Raw genomic sequence first — 15,665 nt, 5'->3', positions numbered from 1 at the left:
ATAATAATAACGAATGGTTACCCCATGAAAACAATTCAAACAGACCATAAGTCCGTAGTAACAGCAGGTCGCAAGACAGACACCCTCACGTCTGTGCTTAATAAATCTTTATTAAGTCTAGCGATCGGTAGTTTTTTTGCGATGGCGAATGCCGCTGACAATGACTCGTTCACGATTAGAATCGTAGAAAAACAGCCAGCCGTCAGCCCTGTCACTGAAACGTTAAAAGCATCCGCCCAAATAAAATCTAGCGTCATGCCTCTGGTCACTACACGATCTGTTGCGGACGAAGATGCGGAAGGCGATGTCGATCCTACAATTGTAAATACGAGCAGCGTAGAAACGAGCAATGCCAAACCAGCAACTGTGGCAAGCGCTCAACCCCGAGTTCATGAGCTACAACATCAACATACCAGTCAGACTCGCACGCTTCGACTAGATGACGGCGGTGTGATCTGGACCACCAGTGACCCAGTGGCATTAACGCCATTACTAGAAGTCACCACGGTTAAAAATATAGAACTAGAAGACAACAAACGCTTCGACTCCCCTATTTCATTTACACTAAATACAAACTACAGCGCGTTCATTAATACTTGGGAACTCGCCATTTATAGCAGCACAGACGAAGACCTGCTGAAACCACTACAAACCTTCAACGGCACAGACCTTATCAATGGTCACCAAGTAAAATGGGATGGCAGCACCGCCGATGGAGAAGCATTAGACATAGGTGATGAGCTTAAATACGTTTTAACGGTTAAAGATAAAGCCAACCGAGTCGATGAGACACATCCTCGTCAACTCACTTTGCGCGAACCAAGCAGTTACATTGCACCCGTCGTTCAGAGTGAAAAACTGCCACAGAGCAACTTAGCAAAACAAACCATTCCGTTGTACGGCTCACGCGTGCGCATTCACGGAAATGACATCGAAGACGGCAACACCATCACTATCGATGGTGAGAAAGTCACAGTTGCTAAAGAACGCTTTGTCGTCGAGCGACTGCTGCCTCAAGGTGATCATGTCTTTAACGTCCAAATCACCCAAGCCAATAATCTTAGCTATCAAAAGCAGCTAGTAACCAGTGTCGATGACCGCTATTTATTTATGGTGGGATTGGCCGATGTGACTATTGGTGAAGGTAACGTTTCCGATAACTTAGAAAGCCTAAGCGATGGTGACAAATACCTTGATGGCGATATCTTTGTTGATGGCCGTCTCGCGTTCTACCTAAAAGGTAAAATCAAAGGCCGCTACCTAGTCACCGCTCAAATGGATACGGGTACAGCTGAGATTGATGAGCTATTTGACGACATTCATAAAAAAGACCCAGAAAGTGTCTTTAGACGCTTAGACCCAGACAAGTACTACCCTGTTTATGGTGATGACTCGACGATTGTCGATGACACCAATAGCCAAGGTAAAATCTACGTGCGCGTTGATTGGGACAAGTCTCGTGGCCTATGGGGTAACTTCAATACCGACATGACGGGCACTGAGCTAAGCTCGTTTAACCGCAGTTTGTATGGCGCTAAAATCAATCGTAAGAGTACCCGAGTCACTGAATTAGGTGATCATAAAACGGACGTCACTGTGTTTGCTTCTGAATCACAAAGCGCTGCGCGACACGTTGAATTTTTGGGTACTGGTGGCAGTCTTTACTACTTAAAAGATTCGGATATTGTCGTTGGCTCAGAGAAGATTTGGGTCGAAGTTCGCGACAATGATACTGACCTCGTGCTTGAAACAATCACGATGGAAGAAGGCCGCGACTACCAAGTCGATGATTTCCAAGGCCGTATTATACTAAATCGTCCGCTGCTTCAAATTGCAGAACAAGGCGACTTATCCATTATCAAAAATAACCCACTCGCCGATAACCAAGTGTATCTGATGGTGGATTATGAGTATGTGCCCGATGACTTTGACAGCGATAAAGCCAGCTATGGTGCGCGAGGTAAAGCATGGCTAGGTGACCACGTTGCGATTGGTGGTAGCTATGCGCATGAAAAACGTGATGGCGATAATGACTACGACTTAAAAGGCATTGATGTCACGGTTAAAAAGTCTAAAGGCACTTACCTCGTTGCAGAGTACGCAGAGTCTAAGTCAGTACAAACGACGGGTAGCTTCAGCTCTAACGATGGTGGTTTAAACTTTAGCGAGCTAACACCTAACAGCACAATAATACCGAAAAAAGCAGTGGCATACAGTGTTGAAGCACGCGTTAATTTAGAAGACTACGGCAACAAGAAAGGCACGGCAGCTGCTTGGTATAAAAACACCGATGCGGGTTTCTCTAGCGGCAATAAGGTCGATCAACTCATCGCTGAGATAAACCTAGGCTTACAAGCAACGCTACAAGCGACTAAGAACTTTGCGCTCTCAACCACGCTAACGCAGCTGAAAAAAGAAGACACCAGCAAAGTCCAAACTGCCAGCATACAGGGTGAATACACACTCAATAAAAAGCTAACAGTAGGTGCTGAACTTCGTAAAGAGAAAGAAGAAGACCTAACAAACAACACCACTAGCACCGATGGCGAAGGCACTCTAGCCGCGCTTAAAGTTGGTTATGACGTCAGTGACGACACCAACCTTTATGCGGTTGGTCAAAAGACGCTAAGCGACAGCGGCTCGTATGAGTCCAATGACTTAATGACGCTGGGTGCTAAGACTAAATTTAATGATCGTCTCACGCTCAATGCTGAAGTCAGCAGCGGTGACCGTGGTGATGGCGCTATTGCAGGTGTGGATTACAAGCTCAATGACATCCACTCTCTCTACAGTAACTACACGCTGTCAACCGACTCCACGTTTGATAAACGTAATGTGTTTACAGTGGGCCAACGACGCAGCGTGAGTAATCGACTAGACGTTTATACTGAGCACCAGTTCACACATGAGTCAGACGCCTCAGGCCTTGGTCATACTTTTGGTGTTGACTACGATTACAACAAATACACCACGTTGAGCGGCTCGCTACAAACCATCGACTTGGATAACGATGATGGCACTGGCGTCACAAAACGGGATGCTGTTACGGCTGGGTTTACCTATAGCCAAGGTAAAACCAAAGCGAGTTCACGCATAGAGTATCGTCGTGATGAGAACAACTCAGCGACTGAACCAGAAAGTACTGATCAATGGGTTACGACCAATACACTGAACTACCGTGCAACGCCTTCGCTTCGTTATCAGGCTAAGCTCAACCACTCAGTAACAACGGATAAAGAGAACGACACTAACGATGCTACCTTCACAGAAATAGGCGTTGGATTTGCTTACCGTCCTGTGAACCATGACCGTCTTAATGTGCTTGGCCGCTTAAACTACGAGTATGATTTACAGCCGTTATCACAAAGTGATGTGGCGGATGAGAAGTCACTGATCGCTAGCTTAGAAAGCACTTACCAAGTCAATCAACGCTGGCAGGTAGGCGGAAAGCTTGCGCATAAAGAAAGTGAAATTCGAGCGGATAGAGATACAGGCATATGGACTGATAATGATGCTTCACTGGTTGGCGCAAGAGTTACTTACCACATGACGCATAACTGGGACGCGATGGCGGGCTATCACTGGCTAAACTCTGAGGCCTCTGAAGATAGTCAGCATGGCGCGGTGGTTTCACTTGATCGTCACCTTGGTAAAAACTTCAAAGTTGGTGTGGGGTATAACTTCACAACGTTTAATGATGACTTGAGTGAACTTGATGGTGATGCGGAAGGTTGGTTCTTGAACTTTGTGGGTAAGTTCTAAGACTTACCTATCATCAACCGTTGACTAAAGAAGGCCTTCATACACATGAGGGGCTTTCTTCGTTAGCACCATCATATTTCTTTGGTTTTTCCACCTTCGGCTGGCTTAGCCATCTTATCTGTAAGGCTTCGCTTCATTTTGGAGTATCTCTACTCTAAAAATCGAAGCCCCCCAATTTACCCCATTGAGGGGTAAATACTACTGAATTATATTAGATTACTACAGACATAAAAAAACCCTTAAAGCGTTAGGCCGTAAGGGTTTTTAGATTTTCTTATATCAGTTAGACAGTATAGTGGTGGAGACGGCGGGAATCGAACCCGCGTCCGCAAACACGCTGCCTGAAGGCGCTACATGCTTAGAATCCGTCATTAATTTAGCAAATACAACCTCGACGGGCAGAGAAGGTATCCGCGATTACAGTTAGGTTTTAACGTTTCGGCCCTGTACAGTCCTCCACGCGATACCGCATTAATGATTCCCAGTTAGCGCCTGCGGGCGAACACTTAAGGGAATTTAGCAGGCTTTTACGCCGCTAAAGAGTAGTTGTTATCGTTAGCAACTATAAATTATAGCGTGGATTTAAGTGATCACTATACCTCACTGCATGCTCCCCAGGGTTTGTTATCCACGTCGAAGCCAAGTCGCCCCCATGTAAATACCATAACTGGTAGTCTGTGCAGTCTACGCCATCTTTAAGATATTGTATATGACTGCACTCACTTATTACCGTTCTATTATTGAGAAAACTTAGCGCGGTAACGTGTAGGTGACAAACCTAATAAACGAGTAAAGTGATGACGCAGGTTCATGCCTGTCTGGAAACCTGTAGAAGAAGCGATTTCTTCAACACTGTAATTTGTCGTTTCCAAAAAGTCTTGAGCCAAGTTGATACGCTGATGGATCAACCACTCTTTAGGACTCTTACCTACTGTCGAACGGAACTGGCGATCAAAGCTACGACGAGAAAGACACGCCTGCTCAGCCATTTCAGTCACATTCAAAGGCTTATCTAGGTTTTCAAGCACCCAGTTAATTGTCTCATGCAAACGACCGTGCTGCTGGCGAAGTGTACGCTCAACAAACTGTGATTGCGTTGCATCACGATGAGAAGAAACAACCAAATCCTTAGATACAACGTTTGTGCGATGAGCACCGTAGTCTTGTCTGATCATGTGCAGACCTAAGTCAATCGCACCTGTTTGCCCAGAAGATGTATGCATTCTATCTTCGCCAGTGTAAAGAACGTTATCAACGAAGTTTACTTTAGGGAACATTTCAGTGAATGACTTAGCTTGAGACCAATGAGTCGTCGCTTTTTTGCCATCTAGCAAACCAGTAGCTGCTAGTGCAAATACACCAAGACCTAGAGCAACGATACGTCCGCCACGCTGGTGCATTTCTAATAATGCATCAATTAGATGCTCTGGTGGCTTTACGTCGATGCCAGTCCAACCAGGAATAACCATCATGTCGTATTCAGCTAAGTCATCAACGACTTTATCTGTTTGAACAGTGATACCACCAGCTGCTTTAACAGGCGCATCCGTTAGACCAAGAATATCTGATTGATACCAAGCTTCTAGTTCTGGACGAGGAGTAACGAACAACTCAACAGCACATCCAAATTCGAATGCGTCAAGGTTTTCGTAGGCTAAAATCGCCACTCTAGGCGAGGCAGTAAATTTATTCATAAATAATTAGTTCTTCGATTCGATCATTAATCATTGAACATCAGCCCGTGGCTATGTCCCTTCAGAGCCATTTAATACGTGTGTTGGCGACTTATTAATGCTATTTATCCTAAGTTACAATGCACACGCTGAATGGAAACTTAACGCTCACTATAACAGGTAGCTTATCGGCCAAAAGCCCTCACGTATTTAATAAATAGATAATAGGTTTAGTTTAGTCAATAACTAGACCTTATGCCCCCAATTTAAATTAGCTCTACTATCTACTTCTAGTATGATGCCCAATCAATTTAGTTCACTCGGTAAGTAAGAACGTAACGGATGAGACAAAAACAGGATGCATGGTACAGCATTAAATCAACAACTGTAATATATGAATACTACATAACAATCAGAATAAAGACAGACTGCTTAGTAAGCTAGCACTTAATCAAAAGTTGATAAAAAATCAAAAATCACAATAACAAATATTCCCAACATTTGTACTAAAAATAGAGTAGAATCTGTGCCCTTAATATATCAGTGATACCCTGCCGCATGTCAGAGCAAAACACCCCCCCTTTTTCGGAATTAGGCTTATCTGAGCAAATTCTGTCCGCTATCGATTACGAATACCCATCACCAATACAAGCAGAGAGTATTCCTCCGCTTTTAGAAGGCAGAGACCTACTAGGTCAAGCTCAGACTGGTACAGGTAAAACGGCAGCATTCTCACTCCCTTTATTGTCCAAGATTGATTTAAACCAATCTAAGCCACAGATTCTAGTTCTAACACCGACGCGTGAGCTAGCTATCCAAGTTGCTGAAGCAATGCAGGCATACGCTAAAAACTTACCAGGCTTCCATATCCTACCTATTTACGGTGGACAGAGCATTGGTATCCAGCTGAAGCAGCTGAAGCGTAATGTCCATGTAATTGTTGGAACACCTGGTCGTGTAATTGATCACATCAATCGTAAGACTCTTAAACTTGATCAACTGAAAACAGTTGTGATGGACGAAGCTGACGAAATGCTTCGTATGGGCTTTGTTGATGATGTTGAAACAATCCTTAAGTCGACCCCTGCTGAAAAGCAGGTTGTATTATTCTCTGCAACAATGCCTGCACAGATCAAAAAGCTAACTCAACGTTACCTTAAAGATCCTGTAGACGTTCGCATCAAGACTAAAACAAGTACAGTTACAACGATCACTCAGCGCTACTGGCAGGGTAAAACTATCCATAAGCTAGATGCGTTAACACGTATCTTTGAAGCAGAGCCTTGTGACGGAACAATTATCTTTGTTCGTACCAAGTCTATGACACATGAGCTTTCTGACAAACTAGAAGCACGTGGTTATTCGACTGTCGCGCTAAATGGTGACATTAAGCAAGAGCTGCGTGAAAAGACAATCAATCAGTTCCGTAAAGGCCAGATTGATATCATGGTTGCAACGGATGTTGTAGCACGTGGTTTGGACGTTGAGCGTATCAGTCATGTAATTAACTATGACATGCCTCATGATACTGAATCTTATGTGCACCGTATCGGTCGTACTGGACGTGCTGGACGTAAAGGAACAGCGATTCTGTTCATTCCACCACGCGGTCAGCGCATGCTTCAAACGATTGAGCGCGCAACTAATCAAAAGATTTTACCGTTTGAATTACCAACGGCTGAAACGATTAGTACGACTCGTGTGACTAAGTTTAAAGAGCAGATCAAGCAAGTGATGCTTCAAGAAAACTTGGACTTCATGGAAAAAGTTGTTACTGACTTTGCAAGTGAAGGTGACTTAAGCATTGAACAAATTGCAGCGAGCCTTGCGTACATTGTACAAAAAGATCGTCCGCTTTCAGCGAAGATGCTTGATATTCCAACAGTTACAAATGATCGTAGCGACCGTCGTGATCGTGATACATCTGACAGACCACCTCGTCGTGAGCGTAGCGATAGAAACGACCGCAACTCTCGTGGCGATCGTGATTCTCGTAACGACCGTAGTGATCGCGGCGACCGAGCAGAGCGTAAGCCTCGTGCACCTCGTGAAAATACTAACTCAGGCGAGCCGTTACCAGACATGGTTACTTTCCGCTTAGAGGTTGGTAAAGATCACGGTGTTGAAGCAAAGCACATTGTTGGCGCTATCGCCAATGAAGCTGGTGTTGAAAGCGCATTCATCCGCAATCTTAAGATTGAAGGTGACTACAGCACCGTTGAGTTACCTGATGGAATGCCTAAAGCGATTGCTAAGCATCTTCACAAAACTTGGGTACAAGGCCAGCAGCTTAAATTACGCCAGCTAACACCTAAGGATCGTTCTTCTAATAATGACAGTAGCAGCCTTGAAAGTTCTGCTGATACTAGTGACGCAGCGCCTGCACCTCGCAAGCCAAGTACTCCTCCAAGTGATGGCGAAGCACCTGCAGCACCACGTAAGAAGAAAAAGAAAAAGTCTGACGAAGAGTAATACTTACTCGTAAAACGATACCCTTCTAGGGGGCCTGGCAAATAATCGTCGCACGACGAGGAGCCGGGTACCCCTCGATGGTTTTACTATGATCATCAGGATCCAAAAAATCCTCAAGCGACTCAAAGTTCATCCAGTCAGTAGCACGTTGCTCTTCTAGCGATGTCACACACTCATCTACCACACGACAATTCACAAAACCTACTCGTTCCAATAGTCTTATTAAAAATGCAGTTGACGCTACAAACCATACGTTACGCATTTTCGCATAGCGATCTTTTGGTATTAGCGTAGTCTGTACATCGCCCTCTATCACTAACGTCTCTAGCACCAGCTCACCGCCACGTCTTAAAAAGCTACGTAGCTCTTTGAAGTGCTCCACCGGAGATGCACGGTGATACAACACACCCATAGAAAAGACAGTATCAAAACCAACACCCTTATATTCACGCGTGAATGCCGGTAATTGTTCACTTTTCATCGGCAACAAATGAATAGGCAATTTCTCGCCTGCATATTGTTTAATCGCTCGAAACTGTGCAACAAAAAACTGACTAGGGTCTGCACCGATCACTAAATCTGCTCCCTCACCCAACATACGCCACATGTGATAACCGTTACCACAGCCTACATCTAACACTGTACGACCTTTAAGTGGTGATAAATGAGGTTGAATTCGCTGCCACTTAAAGTCAGAACGCCACTCGGTATTCACGTGGATACCAAACAACTCATAAGGTCCTTTACGCCATGGGATAATAGTCCGTAGCTGCTGCTCTAACTGCTCCACCTGCCCTGGTGACATATCATGCGCTTGGCCGATACGAACTCGATCAGCCGTTAAATCAACATCACTGGCTTGCGCCTTCGGCATCTCTGCCAACAGTTTTATCCAATCACCCACAAAACCATGTGTTTTCTCAGCGAAGACTGCGTCAATTTGTGCAGGTAAATGCTCGAGCCACGGCTCTAGCTCAGTGTCTTTTAAATCACTGTAAAGGGTGTCAAAATTAAACATAGTTTTAGTGCTTTAGTGCGACGATGGAGGCGAAGTTAAACGCTTGATACCAACAGTAAGATTCGTCAAATCCTGCTGCAGTTAGTCGGGATTGATGCTGACTTAGCGTATCAGGCACCATGACATTTTCGATGGACGTTCGTTTCTGACTAATCTCTAATTCGCTGTAACCATTAGCGCCTTTAAAGGCATGGTGCCAATCTGTTTGCAGACTTTGCTGCCGACTATCATCAAACGCAATTTTCTCAGAAAGAATCAACGCGCCACCCGGCTTCAAGCCTTCATAAACTTTCTTGATAGTAGCGAGGCGGTCATCAGCTTCAATAAACTGTAGCGTAAAGCTCATCACCGCGACTGAAGCATCAGTAATTTCTTGTGATTGAATATCATCACACACTAACTCTAAGTCTGCTTGCGGCATGTGGCGAGATAATATTGCCTGACTACGCTTAATCATCGCAGCTGAGTTATCAATACAGATATGCTTTAGATCGAGGTCACGTGTTTGGCGGTGAATAGCGAGTGTCGATGCACCAAGAGAACTTCCAAGGTCATATACTCGACCTTGAGGCTCTGCATACTGACGTGCAACGACGCCCATCATTGCCAACATAGACTCATAACCCGGCACCGAGCGTTTGATCATGTCTGGAAATACGTCGACTACACGCTCATCAAAGACAAAGTCTGGAACTTCATCTTGTGGTGTAGCAAATAGATCATCTTTCATCATGCTTGTTCTGTTGTTAAACCTGGCCACTGGAAGTCAGCATCAAGCTTACCTAATGAGACTTTCTCACCCGTAACCCTACCCGCATCATCACTCATGAAGTATAAGTACGGACCTAGTACTGACTCCGGTGATGCCAAAGTATCCCTATTTTCACCAGGGTAACTACTACGACGCATCTCAGTACGTAGTGGCCCTGAGTCAATACTATTTACACGAATAAAACGATCAGGATTGCCATATTCATCGCCAACTATATCCATCATCGCAACCATTCCTGCTTTAGCGATGCCAAATGCACCACTGTAAGCACGTGTCACTTCATGTGCAGAATGAATGATTGAGCCCATTTTAGAGTCAAGCAGCAATGGCAAACATGCTTGTGTAATTAAGTAATTGGCCGTTAGGTTGACAGTCATAGTCTTCTGCCACATTTCTAAATCATACTGTTCAAAAGGCACAAAACCCGGCATCCAAGCTGCGTTTAGCACTAAACCATCTAGACCATTAAGCTGTTCTTTCAAAATACGCGACATTTCTAAATAATCATGAACCGTTGCGCCAGCCATATCCAATGGATAGATAGCAGGCTCTGGGTGCCCTGCTTCGGTAATCTCATCATAAACTTTCTCAAGTTTATCAATCGTCTTATCTAGCAAAACAATCGTTGCACCAAAACTCGCATAAGCTTTAGCGACTGCCCGACCGATACCATCACCCGAGCCTGTCACCAAGATCACACGGCCATCAAGCGAGCCCGCTTTTGGAATATAATTTAAATGTAAATCAGACATAGTTAATCCTATCGGTTTTATTCTTCATTATCTTGGTAATAGTAGTCATAAGCACGCTGCATTTCAGTGGTAAAAGTCCATGCATCATTATACGAAAGGCCGCTATTCTCTGGAATTATAACTTTCACGTACAGCTCTTTACCGTGCTTATCTTTCAACCTAGCCAGCGAAGTAGCCATCTCTTTACGTGTCAACGTACGGAACTCACCATTCGCTTGCTCACGTATTTTGTATATATCACGACCACCTTGCTTGCTAAACCATACCGACACTACAACCTTGCCAGCACTAGAGCGCGCTGGACGTAGCAGCTTTTGGTACTTTGTATCCAAACTATCAAACTCACCCTTCATGCTTAGCAGCTTAGTTTCATCTTCATTTCTAAGCGTGTTTAATCGCGCTATTTCCTGCTGCAAGCTCGCCAAGTTCTCAACCTCGCTCTGCTTGCTTTCCTGTAAAGCAGTAAGCTCGTCACGCATAGCGTTTAACTGCTGTTCGCTAAGCTTTTGACTGACAAGTGTTGCTTGAAGCTGCTGATCATTTTTAGCCTGACGGTCCAAGCTCGCAGCTAATGCTTCTTCACTACGTTTTTGCCCATCTTGAGTGCTTGCTAAAAGCTTTTCAGTATCTGCCAACTTCTGCAGGGCCTGGTTTAACTGAATCTTTGAGTCGTCACCCTCACTCACTAACACCTGCGACTGCTTTAACAACACTCGAGCATCTTGCAACTCACCTTGTTTTAGCTGTAACGCCTCTTGTAAGCGAGCCACTTGTTGCTGACTAGAAACCTGTGTTTGCTGTAGCGCAGCCAATGCCGCTGCTCGTGATGCTAATGTCGTTAACTGCTTATCACGGTCCGCCGTAATATTTGCTAACTGTTCTTCACGCTGACTGATGGTTACATCACGCTTCTGGAGCAACTCAATACTGGCATTTAGTTGTCTTTCAATATCTGCGATATTTTCGCGAACTTTATCTAACTCTGCTTGTAGCTTTTCATTCACTAGCTGCTTATTCGCAGACTCTAACTTTGCACCCGCTAATCGCTGCTCAACCAGTTTCATACGATCTTCTAACGTGCTATTTGCCGCGTCAGTATCCAGAGCATGTTCAGCGGCTAAACGCTGAGCTTCAATACTCTTTTGCAAGTCGGTAACCAACTTCCAATTATTAGTAATCGCCATCACCGTGACCAACAGGAACACCATGGTGATCACCATCATAATATCGGTGAATGACGGCCAAAAGCTTTCATCTCCCGTATCCCTATCAGGAAAGCTATGATAATCAGGAAAGTTCCTACTCATCGCTGGAAGCCTGTGCTGTTAGGCATCGAACTATCACCGAGTGCAGGTGGTGTATTTGGTTTTAATGGCGCTTTTGGTAAACGGAAACCTTCACGCAAAAGGTCTTTCATTTCCTGCATGCTTTCTTCTGTTACACCACCGCCATTGGTTTGCATACTCACTGCATTCGTGAGCTGAGTGGCTGCGTCCATCATATGCTGCTGCATTTCATTGAGTCGCTCTGCAGATGCATTTAGTGCGATGGTTAACTCTGCCACGTGACGAATCATAGACTCTTCACTGTGCGTGATACTTGGCAGCAAGTGAGTACTTGTCATACTCTCGATGCCATTTAATAACTGAGCGCGTGCATTATTCAAGCGTAGGTAGAAATAAGCGTAAATAACAAAACAGACAATAGCCGTCATCGTGGTACTTAACGCTGATGACATGCCACCTATGATCATGCCCATCTTGTTTGCGCCTTCCGGCGAGTCCAATAAACTCGATGCACCAATCAATGCAATCGACAACGAAACAACCGTTCCAAACACACCCAACAAAATCAAAATACTGTTAACGTAACGAACCAAGGTAAATCGACTCTGCTCTGAAGTACTCAGATTGGATGCCAACGCCCCATGGTTTACAGGAGTATTTTTACGTGCCATCGCTTGTACATATTGATAACGATGAACCGCCAATGCACCTTCAGGTAAACGACCAATAGGGTCATTCGCACCATCAGTAATCGCATTAATCAAACGCTCTAGGACGGCATGCTCTCGACTATACGAAAGCAATAATGACGTTATACGACCCATACCAAGCAAAAATAGCAAAATGATAACGCCATTTAACAACCAACCAATCGGGTTGATTTCACCAGAGAGATATAAACTGGCGATATTGTCCTTTTGCCAAAACAATGCAGCAGCCAGCAACACCAAAAATAATATAATCTGAAATAACGTGGAACGGGCGGTATTCGTACTAATATTCAAAATCTTTCTCCGTTAATTGGCGCGTTGAATGTCTAGCTCAAGCTCTGGAACTTCGCTTAACCAATCTATAATTTCTGATGCTTGCTCAATGATACCATTTGCACCCCAAGTTTCAGGCTGATGGTCGTTATCAATATAACCGTAGCTCGCTAATAGTGTAATCATACCTGCACGATTACCTGCTTCAACATCACGTGAAGCATCACCTACATAAATACTTTCAGTACTTAGTACGTTGCATTCATTAGCAGCATGAAAAAGTGGCTCAGGGTTTGGTTTACGCACAGGCAAACTATCCCCGCTAACAACAGAACCCGCTCTCACGTCTAAGCCTAACGCTTTAAGTAAAGGTGTCGTCAAGAACTCAGGTTTATTCGTTACTACACCCCAAACGATGTTGTGGGCTTCTAAAAATTCTAAGGTTTCCGCCATTCCATCAAACAATACTGTATCCACACACACATTTTCTGCGTATATAGCCAAGTATCGCTGACAACGACGTGTAAAATCGTCGTCCGATTGCGACTCGCCAAACCCTAAATTGACTAATGCTTGCGTGCCGTCAGAGACAACTTTGCGGGCAATATCGTAATCGATAGCAGGTGCATCCTCTTCCTTTAGCAGTAAGTTGAGTGCGCCGACCATATCGGGAGCGGTATCCAAGAGCGTGCCATCTAGATCAAAAAAAACGGCGCGGGTCGTATATATGGAACTTGTTGGCATTATTTATATCTTTTGTAATTACGAATAACTGCATCTACATCATAAATTGAGGAACATGCTCGTGAAACTATTTTCTTTAGCCAAAACGCTATTTCTTTCTATTATAACAGCTACTGTATTAAGCACAGCCGCTAATGCCTTTACTGACTTTGATAGTAAACAAACCACAATCGAAGACGAAATTGGTAATGGCAAATGGACTATTGTCGAAGTCTGGGCGTCAGACTGCGGTGCTTGTCGCGCACATATGCCTGACATGGTTAAGTTTGACGGCAAACTAGATAACGTCCGAGTGCTTGGTATTGCGCTTGATGGTCAGCCTGGAAAAGCAGCCGCTCAAGACATGATTGACGAGTACAAAATGCCTTTTAAAAACATCTTAAGTAACCCTATTGAGATGAATGCTTGGATGGAGTTGAATGCAGAGGAAGGTCTAATTGGTACACCAACCTTTATGATCTTTAACCCTGAAGGTAAATTGACCGCTCTTCAGCCGGGTATTTTACCAACGACATCTCTCGTCAAGTACATAGAAGCTAATTCATAATTAGTCGCATTGGGTTGCTGTAGTCATTTATGGACTACAGCAACTTTCTAAAACATCAAACAAATGTGTTATGTTTGCGGGTAAATTAATCTACTGATTTACTCAAAGGGCACTCTCTAATGAGCCAAGCAAATATTCAAGCCGTTCTTTTTGACATGGACGGACTACTACTAGAAACCGAAAGCATTTACACAGAAGTCACCCAGATGATTGTGGGTCGCTACGGCAAAGTATTTGATTGGTCGGTAAAGTCACACATGATCGGTCGTGACTCTTATGACGCGGCTACTTATCTTGTCAAAGCCTTAGACCTACCCTTCACCCCTGAGCATTACTTAGAAGAACGAAATGACTTATTGAATGAGCGTTTTGCTTTCGCACAACCTAAGCCTGGCGCACGTGAGTTGATCGCGGTATTGTCTGAACTCAAGATTCCCATCGCGGTTGCAACTAGCTCTAAAGATCATCAATTCAAAATCAAAACGAGCAAGCATAAAGAATGGTTTGAACTGTTCGATGCTATCGTGACCAGCGACCATGCTAATGTGACGCGCGCTAAACCTGCCCCTGATATTTTCCTGACTGCAGCAAAAGCACTTGGCTGTGCACCAGAAAACTGCTTAGTATTTGAAGATGCGCCTTCAGGTATTGAAGCTGCACGTGCTGCGGGTATGTCTGTTATAGCCGTGCCAGACCCTGCTATGAGTCTTGAACACTTTACTAATGCCGATGAAGTGATTAGCTCTTTAGAAAAGTTTGACCTAGCGAAATGGTTGAATATCTAATTTAGCAGCACACTAAAAAGTCGAAATATCACCTGCTAGCAGCAAGCAGCAAGCATTTTTATCTAGCAGGTGATACATTACTTAGAGCACATGTCATCTATAGATCTACTCTAGACATTAAAACACCCACACTTCAGATATTTTCCGCAGATCCTAGATTCGCTTCAAATAATCCGCGCCCAACTTATCCATGTGAAACAGAATCCAAGTATGACGCTTTTGTAGCGTTTCACTCGGCTCATTAGCATTGGACTTAGCAGGTGTTGGCAGTACTGCAGCGAGCATCGCACACTCATCTCTCGTCAGCTCCATCGGGTCTTTATCAAATAGCACGCGACTAGACTCTTTCACCCCGAAAGTAACCGGCGCAAACTGGGCGATATTGAGATACACCTCAAGAATCCGTCGCTTCGACCACACTAACTCTAAGGAAAAGCCAATAAACATCTCCATACCTTTACGTACGTAGCTTCGGCCATTCCAGAGAAATAAATTTTTAGCAACTTGCTGAGTGATAGTACTTGCGCCACGCACCGACTTTCCTGCCTTCATATCACTAATCGCATTTCGCAACTCAATGGTATCGACACCCCAATGTGTCGGAAAGCGCTGATCCTCTGCAGTGACGACAGCAAGAGCTAAAGCTGGTGGAATGTCTTCCCAATCTACCCACTGATAATTTGCAGCAGCATACACTTTAGGCTCACCATTATGCAGCGCATTTTGATGATGGATAAATGCTGATGTTGGTATAGGCACCCAGCGAAACACCAGTAAAACAGATAAATAAACTAAAATAGTGCCGCATATAAACCAAAGTAAATATTTCCCCAGCTGCACCATTCTTTTTGTTATTGGTTTCATGTGCCTA

The 15,665-nt window shown here is 44.3% G+C and carries 12 protein-coding genes and 1 other RNA gene; 4 read left to right on the top strand and 9 right to left on the bottom strand.

All coding sequences use genetic code 11. The features are described 5' to 3' along the window. The first annotated feature begins 24 nt into the window (after positions 1-24). Complete coding sequence (locus tag DKT75_RS05215; protein ID WP_109822377.1) at positions 25-3,762, top strand: porin family protein; 3,738 nt, start codon at positions 25-27, stop codon at positions 3,760-3,762. Between the two features lie 296 nt (positions 3,763-4,058). Here DKT75_RS05215 and ssrA read toward each other — a convergent pair. Both ssrA and DKT75_RS05205 read right to left on the bottom strand, forming a co-directional pair. Then, positions 4,059-4,414: a transfer-messenger RNA gene (gene ssrA, locus DKT75_RS05210) on the bottom strand. Between the two features lie 85 nt (positions 4,415-4,499). Next, positions 4,500-5,456 carry a helix-turn-helix domain-containing protein gene (locus DKT75_RS05205; RefSeq protein WP_109822376.1) on the bottom strand — a complete coding sequence of 319 codons (957 nt, stop codon included), beginning with the start codon at positions 5,454-5,456 and terminating at the stop codon, positions 4,500-4,502. Between the two features lie 537 nt (positions 5,457-5,993). On the opposite strand from DKT75_RS05205, the gene DKT75_RS05200 reads away from it, so the two are divergent. Continuing rightward, positions 5,994-7,907, top strand: coding sequence for a DEAD/DEAH box helicase (locus DKT75_RS05200; RefSeq protein WP_109822375.1), 1,914 nt, complete (start codon positions 5,994-5,996; stop codon positions 7,905-7,907). Between the two features lie 25 nt (positions 7,908-7,932). Here the strand turns inward: DKT75_RS05200 and cmoB are convergent, their stop codons facing one another. The 6 genes from cmoB to DKT75_RS05170 are packed head-to-tail and all read right to left on the bottom strand — an operon-like array spanning position 7,933 to position 13,462. Then, positions 7,933-8,925, bottom strand: coding sequence for a tRNA 5-methoxyuridine(34)/uridine 5-oxyacetic acid(34) synthase CmoB (gene cmoB / locus DKT75_RS05195; RefSeq protein WP_109822374.1), 993 nt, complete (start codon positions 8,923-8,925; stop codon positions 7,933-7,935). Between the two features lie 4 nt (positions 8,926-8,929). Then, a complete protein-coding gene (cmoA, locus tag DKT75_RS05190) occupies positions 8,930-9,658 on the bottom strand; it encodes a carboxy-S-adenosyl-L-methionine synthase CmoA (RefSeq protein WP_109822373.1) in 729 nt (242 codons plus the stop codon). Beyond that, on the bottom strand, positions 9,655-10,449 hold the full coding sequence (locus DKT75_RS05185) for an SDR family NAD(P)-dependent oxidoreductase (protein WP_109822372.1): 795 nt from the start codon (positions 10,447-10,449) through the stop codon (positions 9,655-9,657). The genes cmoA and DKT75_RS05185 overlap by 4 nt, the downstream gene beginning before the upstream one ends. A gap of 17 nt (positions 10,450-10,466) precedes the next feature. Further along, the gene (locus DKT75_RS05180; RefSeq protein WP_109822371.1) at positions 10,467-11,756 is read right to left on the bottom strand and encodes a coiled-coil domain-containing protein; all 1,290 of its coding nucleotides are present in this window, start codon (positions 11,754-11,756) and stop codon (positions 10,467-10,469) included. Then, positions 11,753-12,739: a MotA/TolQ/ExbB proton channel family protein gene (locus tag DKT75_RS05175; protein ID WP_109822370.1), complete on the bottom strand. Its 987-nt coding sequence runs from the start codon at positions 12,737-12,739 to the stop codon at positions 11,753-11,755. The genes DKT75_RS05180 and DKT75_RS05175 overlap by 4 nt, the downstream gene beginning before the upstream one ends. Positions 12,740-12,751: 12 nt before the next feature. After that, the gene (locus DKT75_RS05170; protein WP_109822369.1) at positions 12,752-13,462 is read right to left on the bottom strand and encodes an HAD family hydrolase; all 711 of its coding nucleotides are present in this window, start codon (positions 13,460-13,462) and stop codon (positions 12,752-12,754) included. Between the two features lie 61 nt (positions 13,463-13,523). Here DKT75_RS05170 and DKT75_RS05165 point away from each other — a divergent pair, with 61 nt between their 5' ends. Together DKT75_RS05165 and DKT75_RS05160 are read left to right on the top strand one after the other, a co-directional pair. Further along, complete coding sequence (locus DKT75_RS05165; RefSeq protein ID WP_158278796.1) at positions 13,524-14,009, top strand: TlpA family protein disulfide reductase; 486 nt, start codon at positions 13,524-13,526, stop codon at positions 14,007-14,009. A gap of 119 nt (positions 14,010-14,128) precedes the next feature. Further along, complete coding sequence (locus tag DKT75_RS05160) at positions 14,129-14,794, top strand: HAD-IA family hydrolase (RefSeq protein ID WP_109822367.1); 666 nt, start codon at positions 14,129-14,131, stop codon at positions 14,792-14,794. Between the two features lie 153 nt (positions 14,795-14,947). Here DKT75_RS05160 and mtgA read toward each other — a convergent pair whose 3' ends face one another. Then, positions 14,948-15,658: a monofunctional biosynthetic peptidoglycan transglycosylase gene (gene mtgA / locus DKT75_RS05155; protein WP_109822366.1), complete on the bottom strand. Its 711-nt coding sequence runs from the start codon at positions 15,656-15,658 to the stop codon at positions 14,948-14,950. Positions 15,659-15,665 lie beyond the last annotated feature (7 nt).

Origin of the sequence: Leucothrix arctica, from assembly GCF_003172895.1 — a bacterium.
Classification (GTDB): domain Bacteria; phylum Pseudomonadota; class Gammaproteobacteria; order Thiotrichales; family Thiotrichaceae; genus Leucothrix; species Leucothrix arctica.
This window is presented reverse-complemented; position numbering and strand designations above follow the sequence as displayed.

What these genes read in the sequence shown, in the direction of transcription:
- DKT75_RS05215 (WP_109822377.1), top strand. Translation starts at nt 25, where the DNA reads ATGAAAACAATTCAAACAGACCATAAGTCCGTAGTAACAGCAGGTCGC.
- DKT75_RS05205 (WP_109822376.1), bottom strand. Translation starts at nt 5,456, where the DNA reads ATGAATAAATTTACTGCCTCGCCTAGAGTGGCGATTTTAGCCTACGAA.
- DKT75_RS05200 (WP_109822375.1), top strand. Translation starts at nt 5,994, where the DNA reads ATGTCAGAGCAAAACACCCCCCCTTTTTCGGAATTAGGCTTATCTGAG.
- cmoB (WP_109822374.1), bottom strand. Translation starts at nt 8,925, where the DNA reads ATGTTTAATTTTGACACCCTTTACAGTGATTTAAAAGACACTGAGCTA.
- cmoA (WP_109822373.1), bottom strand. Translation starts at nt 9,658, where the DNA reads ATGATGAAAGATGATCTATTTGCTACACCACAAGATGAAGTTCCAGAC.
- DKT75_RS05185 (WP_109822372.1), bottom strand. Translation starts at nt 10,449, where the DNA reads ATGTCTGATTTACATTTAAATTATATTCCAAAAGCGGGCTCGCTTGAT.
- DKT75_RS05180 (WP_109822371.1), bottom strand. Translation starts at nt 11,756, where the DNA reads ATGAGTAGGAACTTTCCTGATTATCATAGCTTTCCTGATAGGGATACG.
- DKT75_RS05170 (WP_109822369.1), bottom strand. Translation starts at nt 13,462, where the DNA reads ATGCCAACAAGTTCCATATATACGACCCGCGCCGTTTTTTTTGATCTA.
- DKT75_RS05160 (WP_109822367.1), top strand. Translation starts at nt 14,129, where the DNA reads ATGAGCCAAGCAAATATTCAAGCCGTTCTTTTTGACATGGACGGACTA.
- mtgA (WP_109822366.1), bottom strand. Translation starts at nt 15,658, where the DNA reads ATGAAACCAATAACAAAAAGAATGGTGCAGCTGGGGAAATATTTACTT.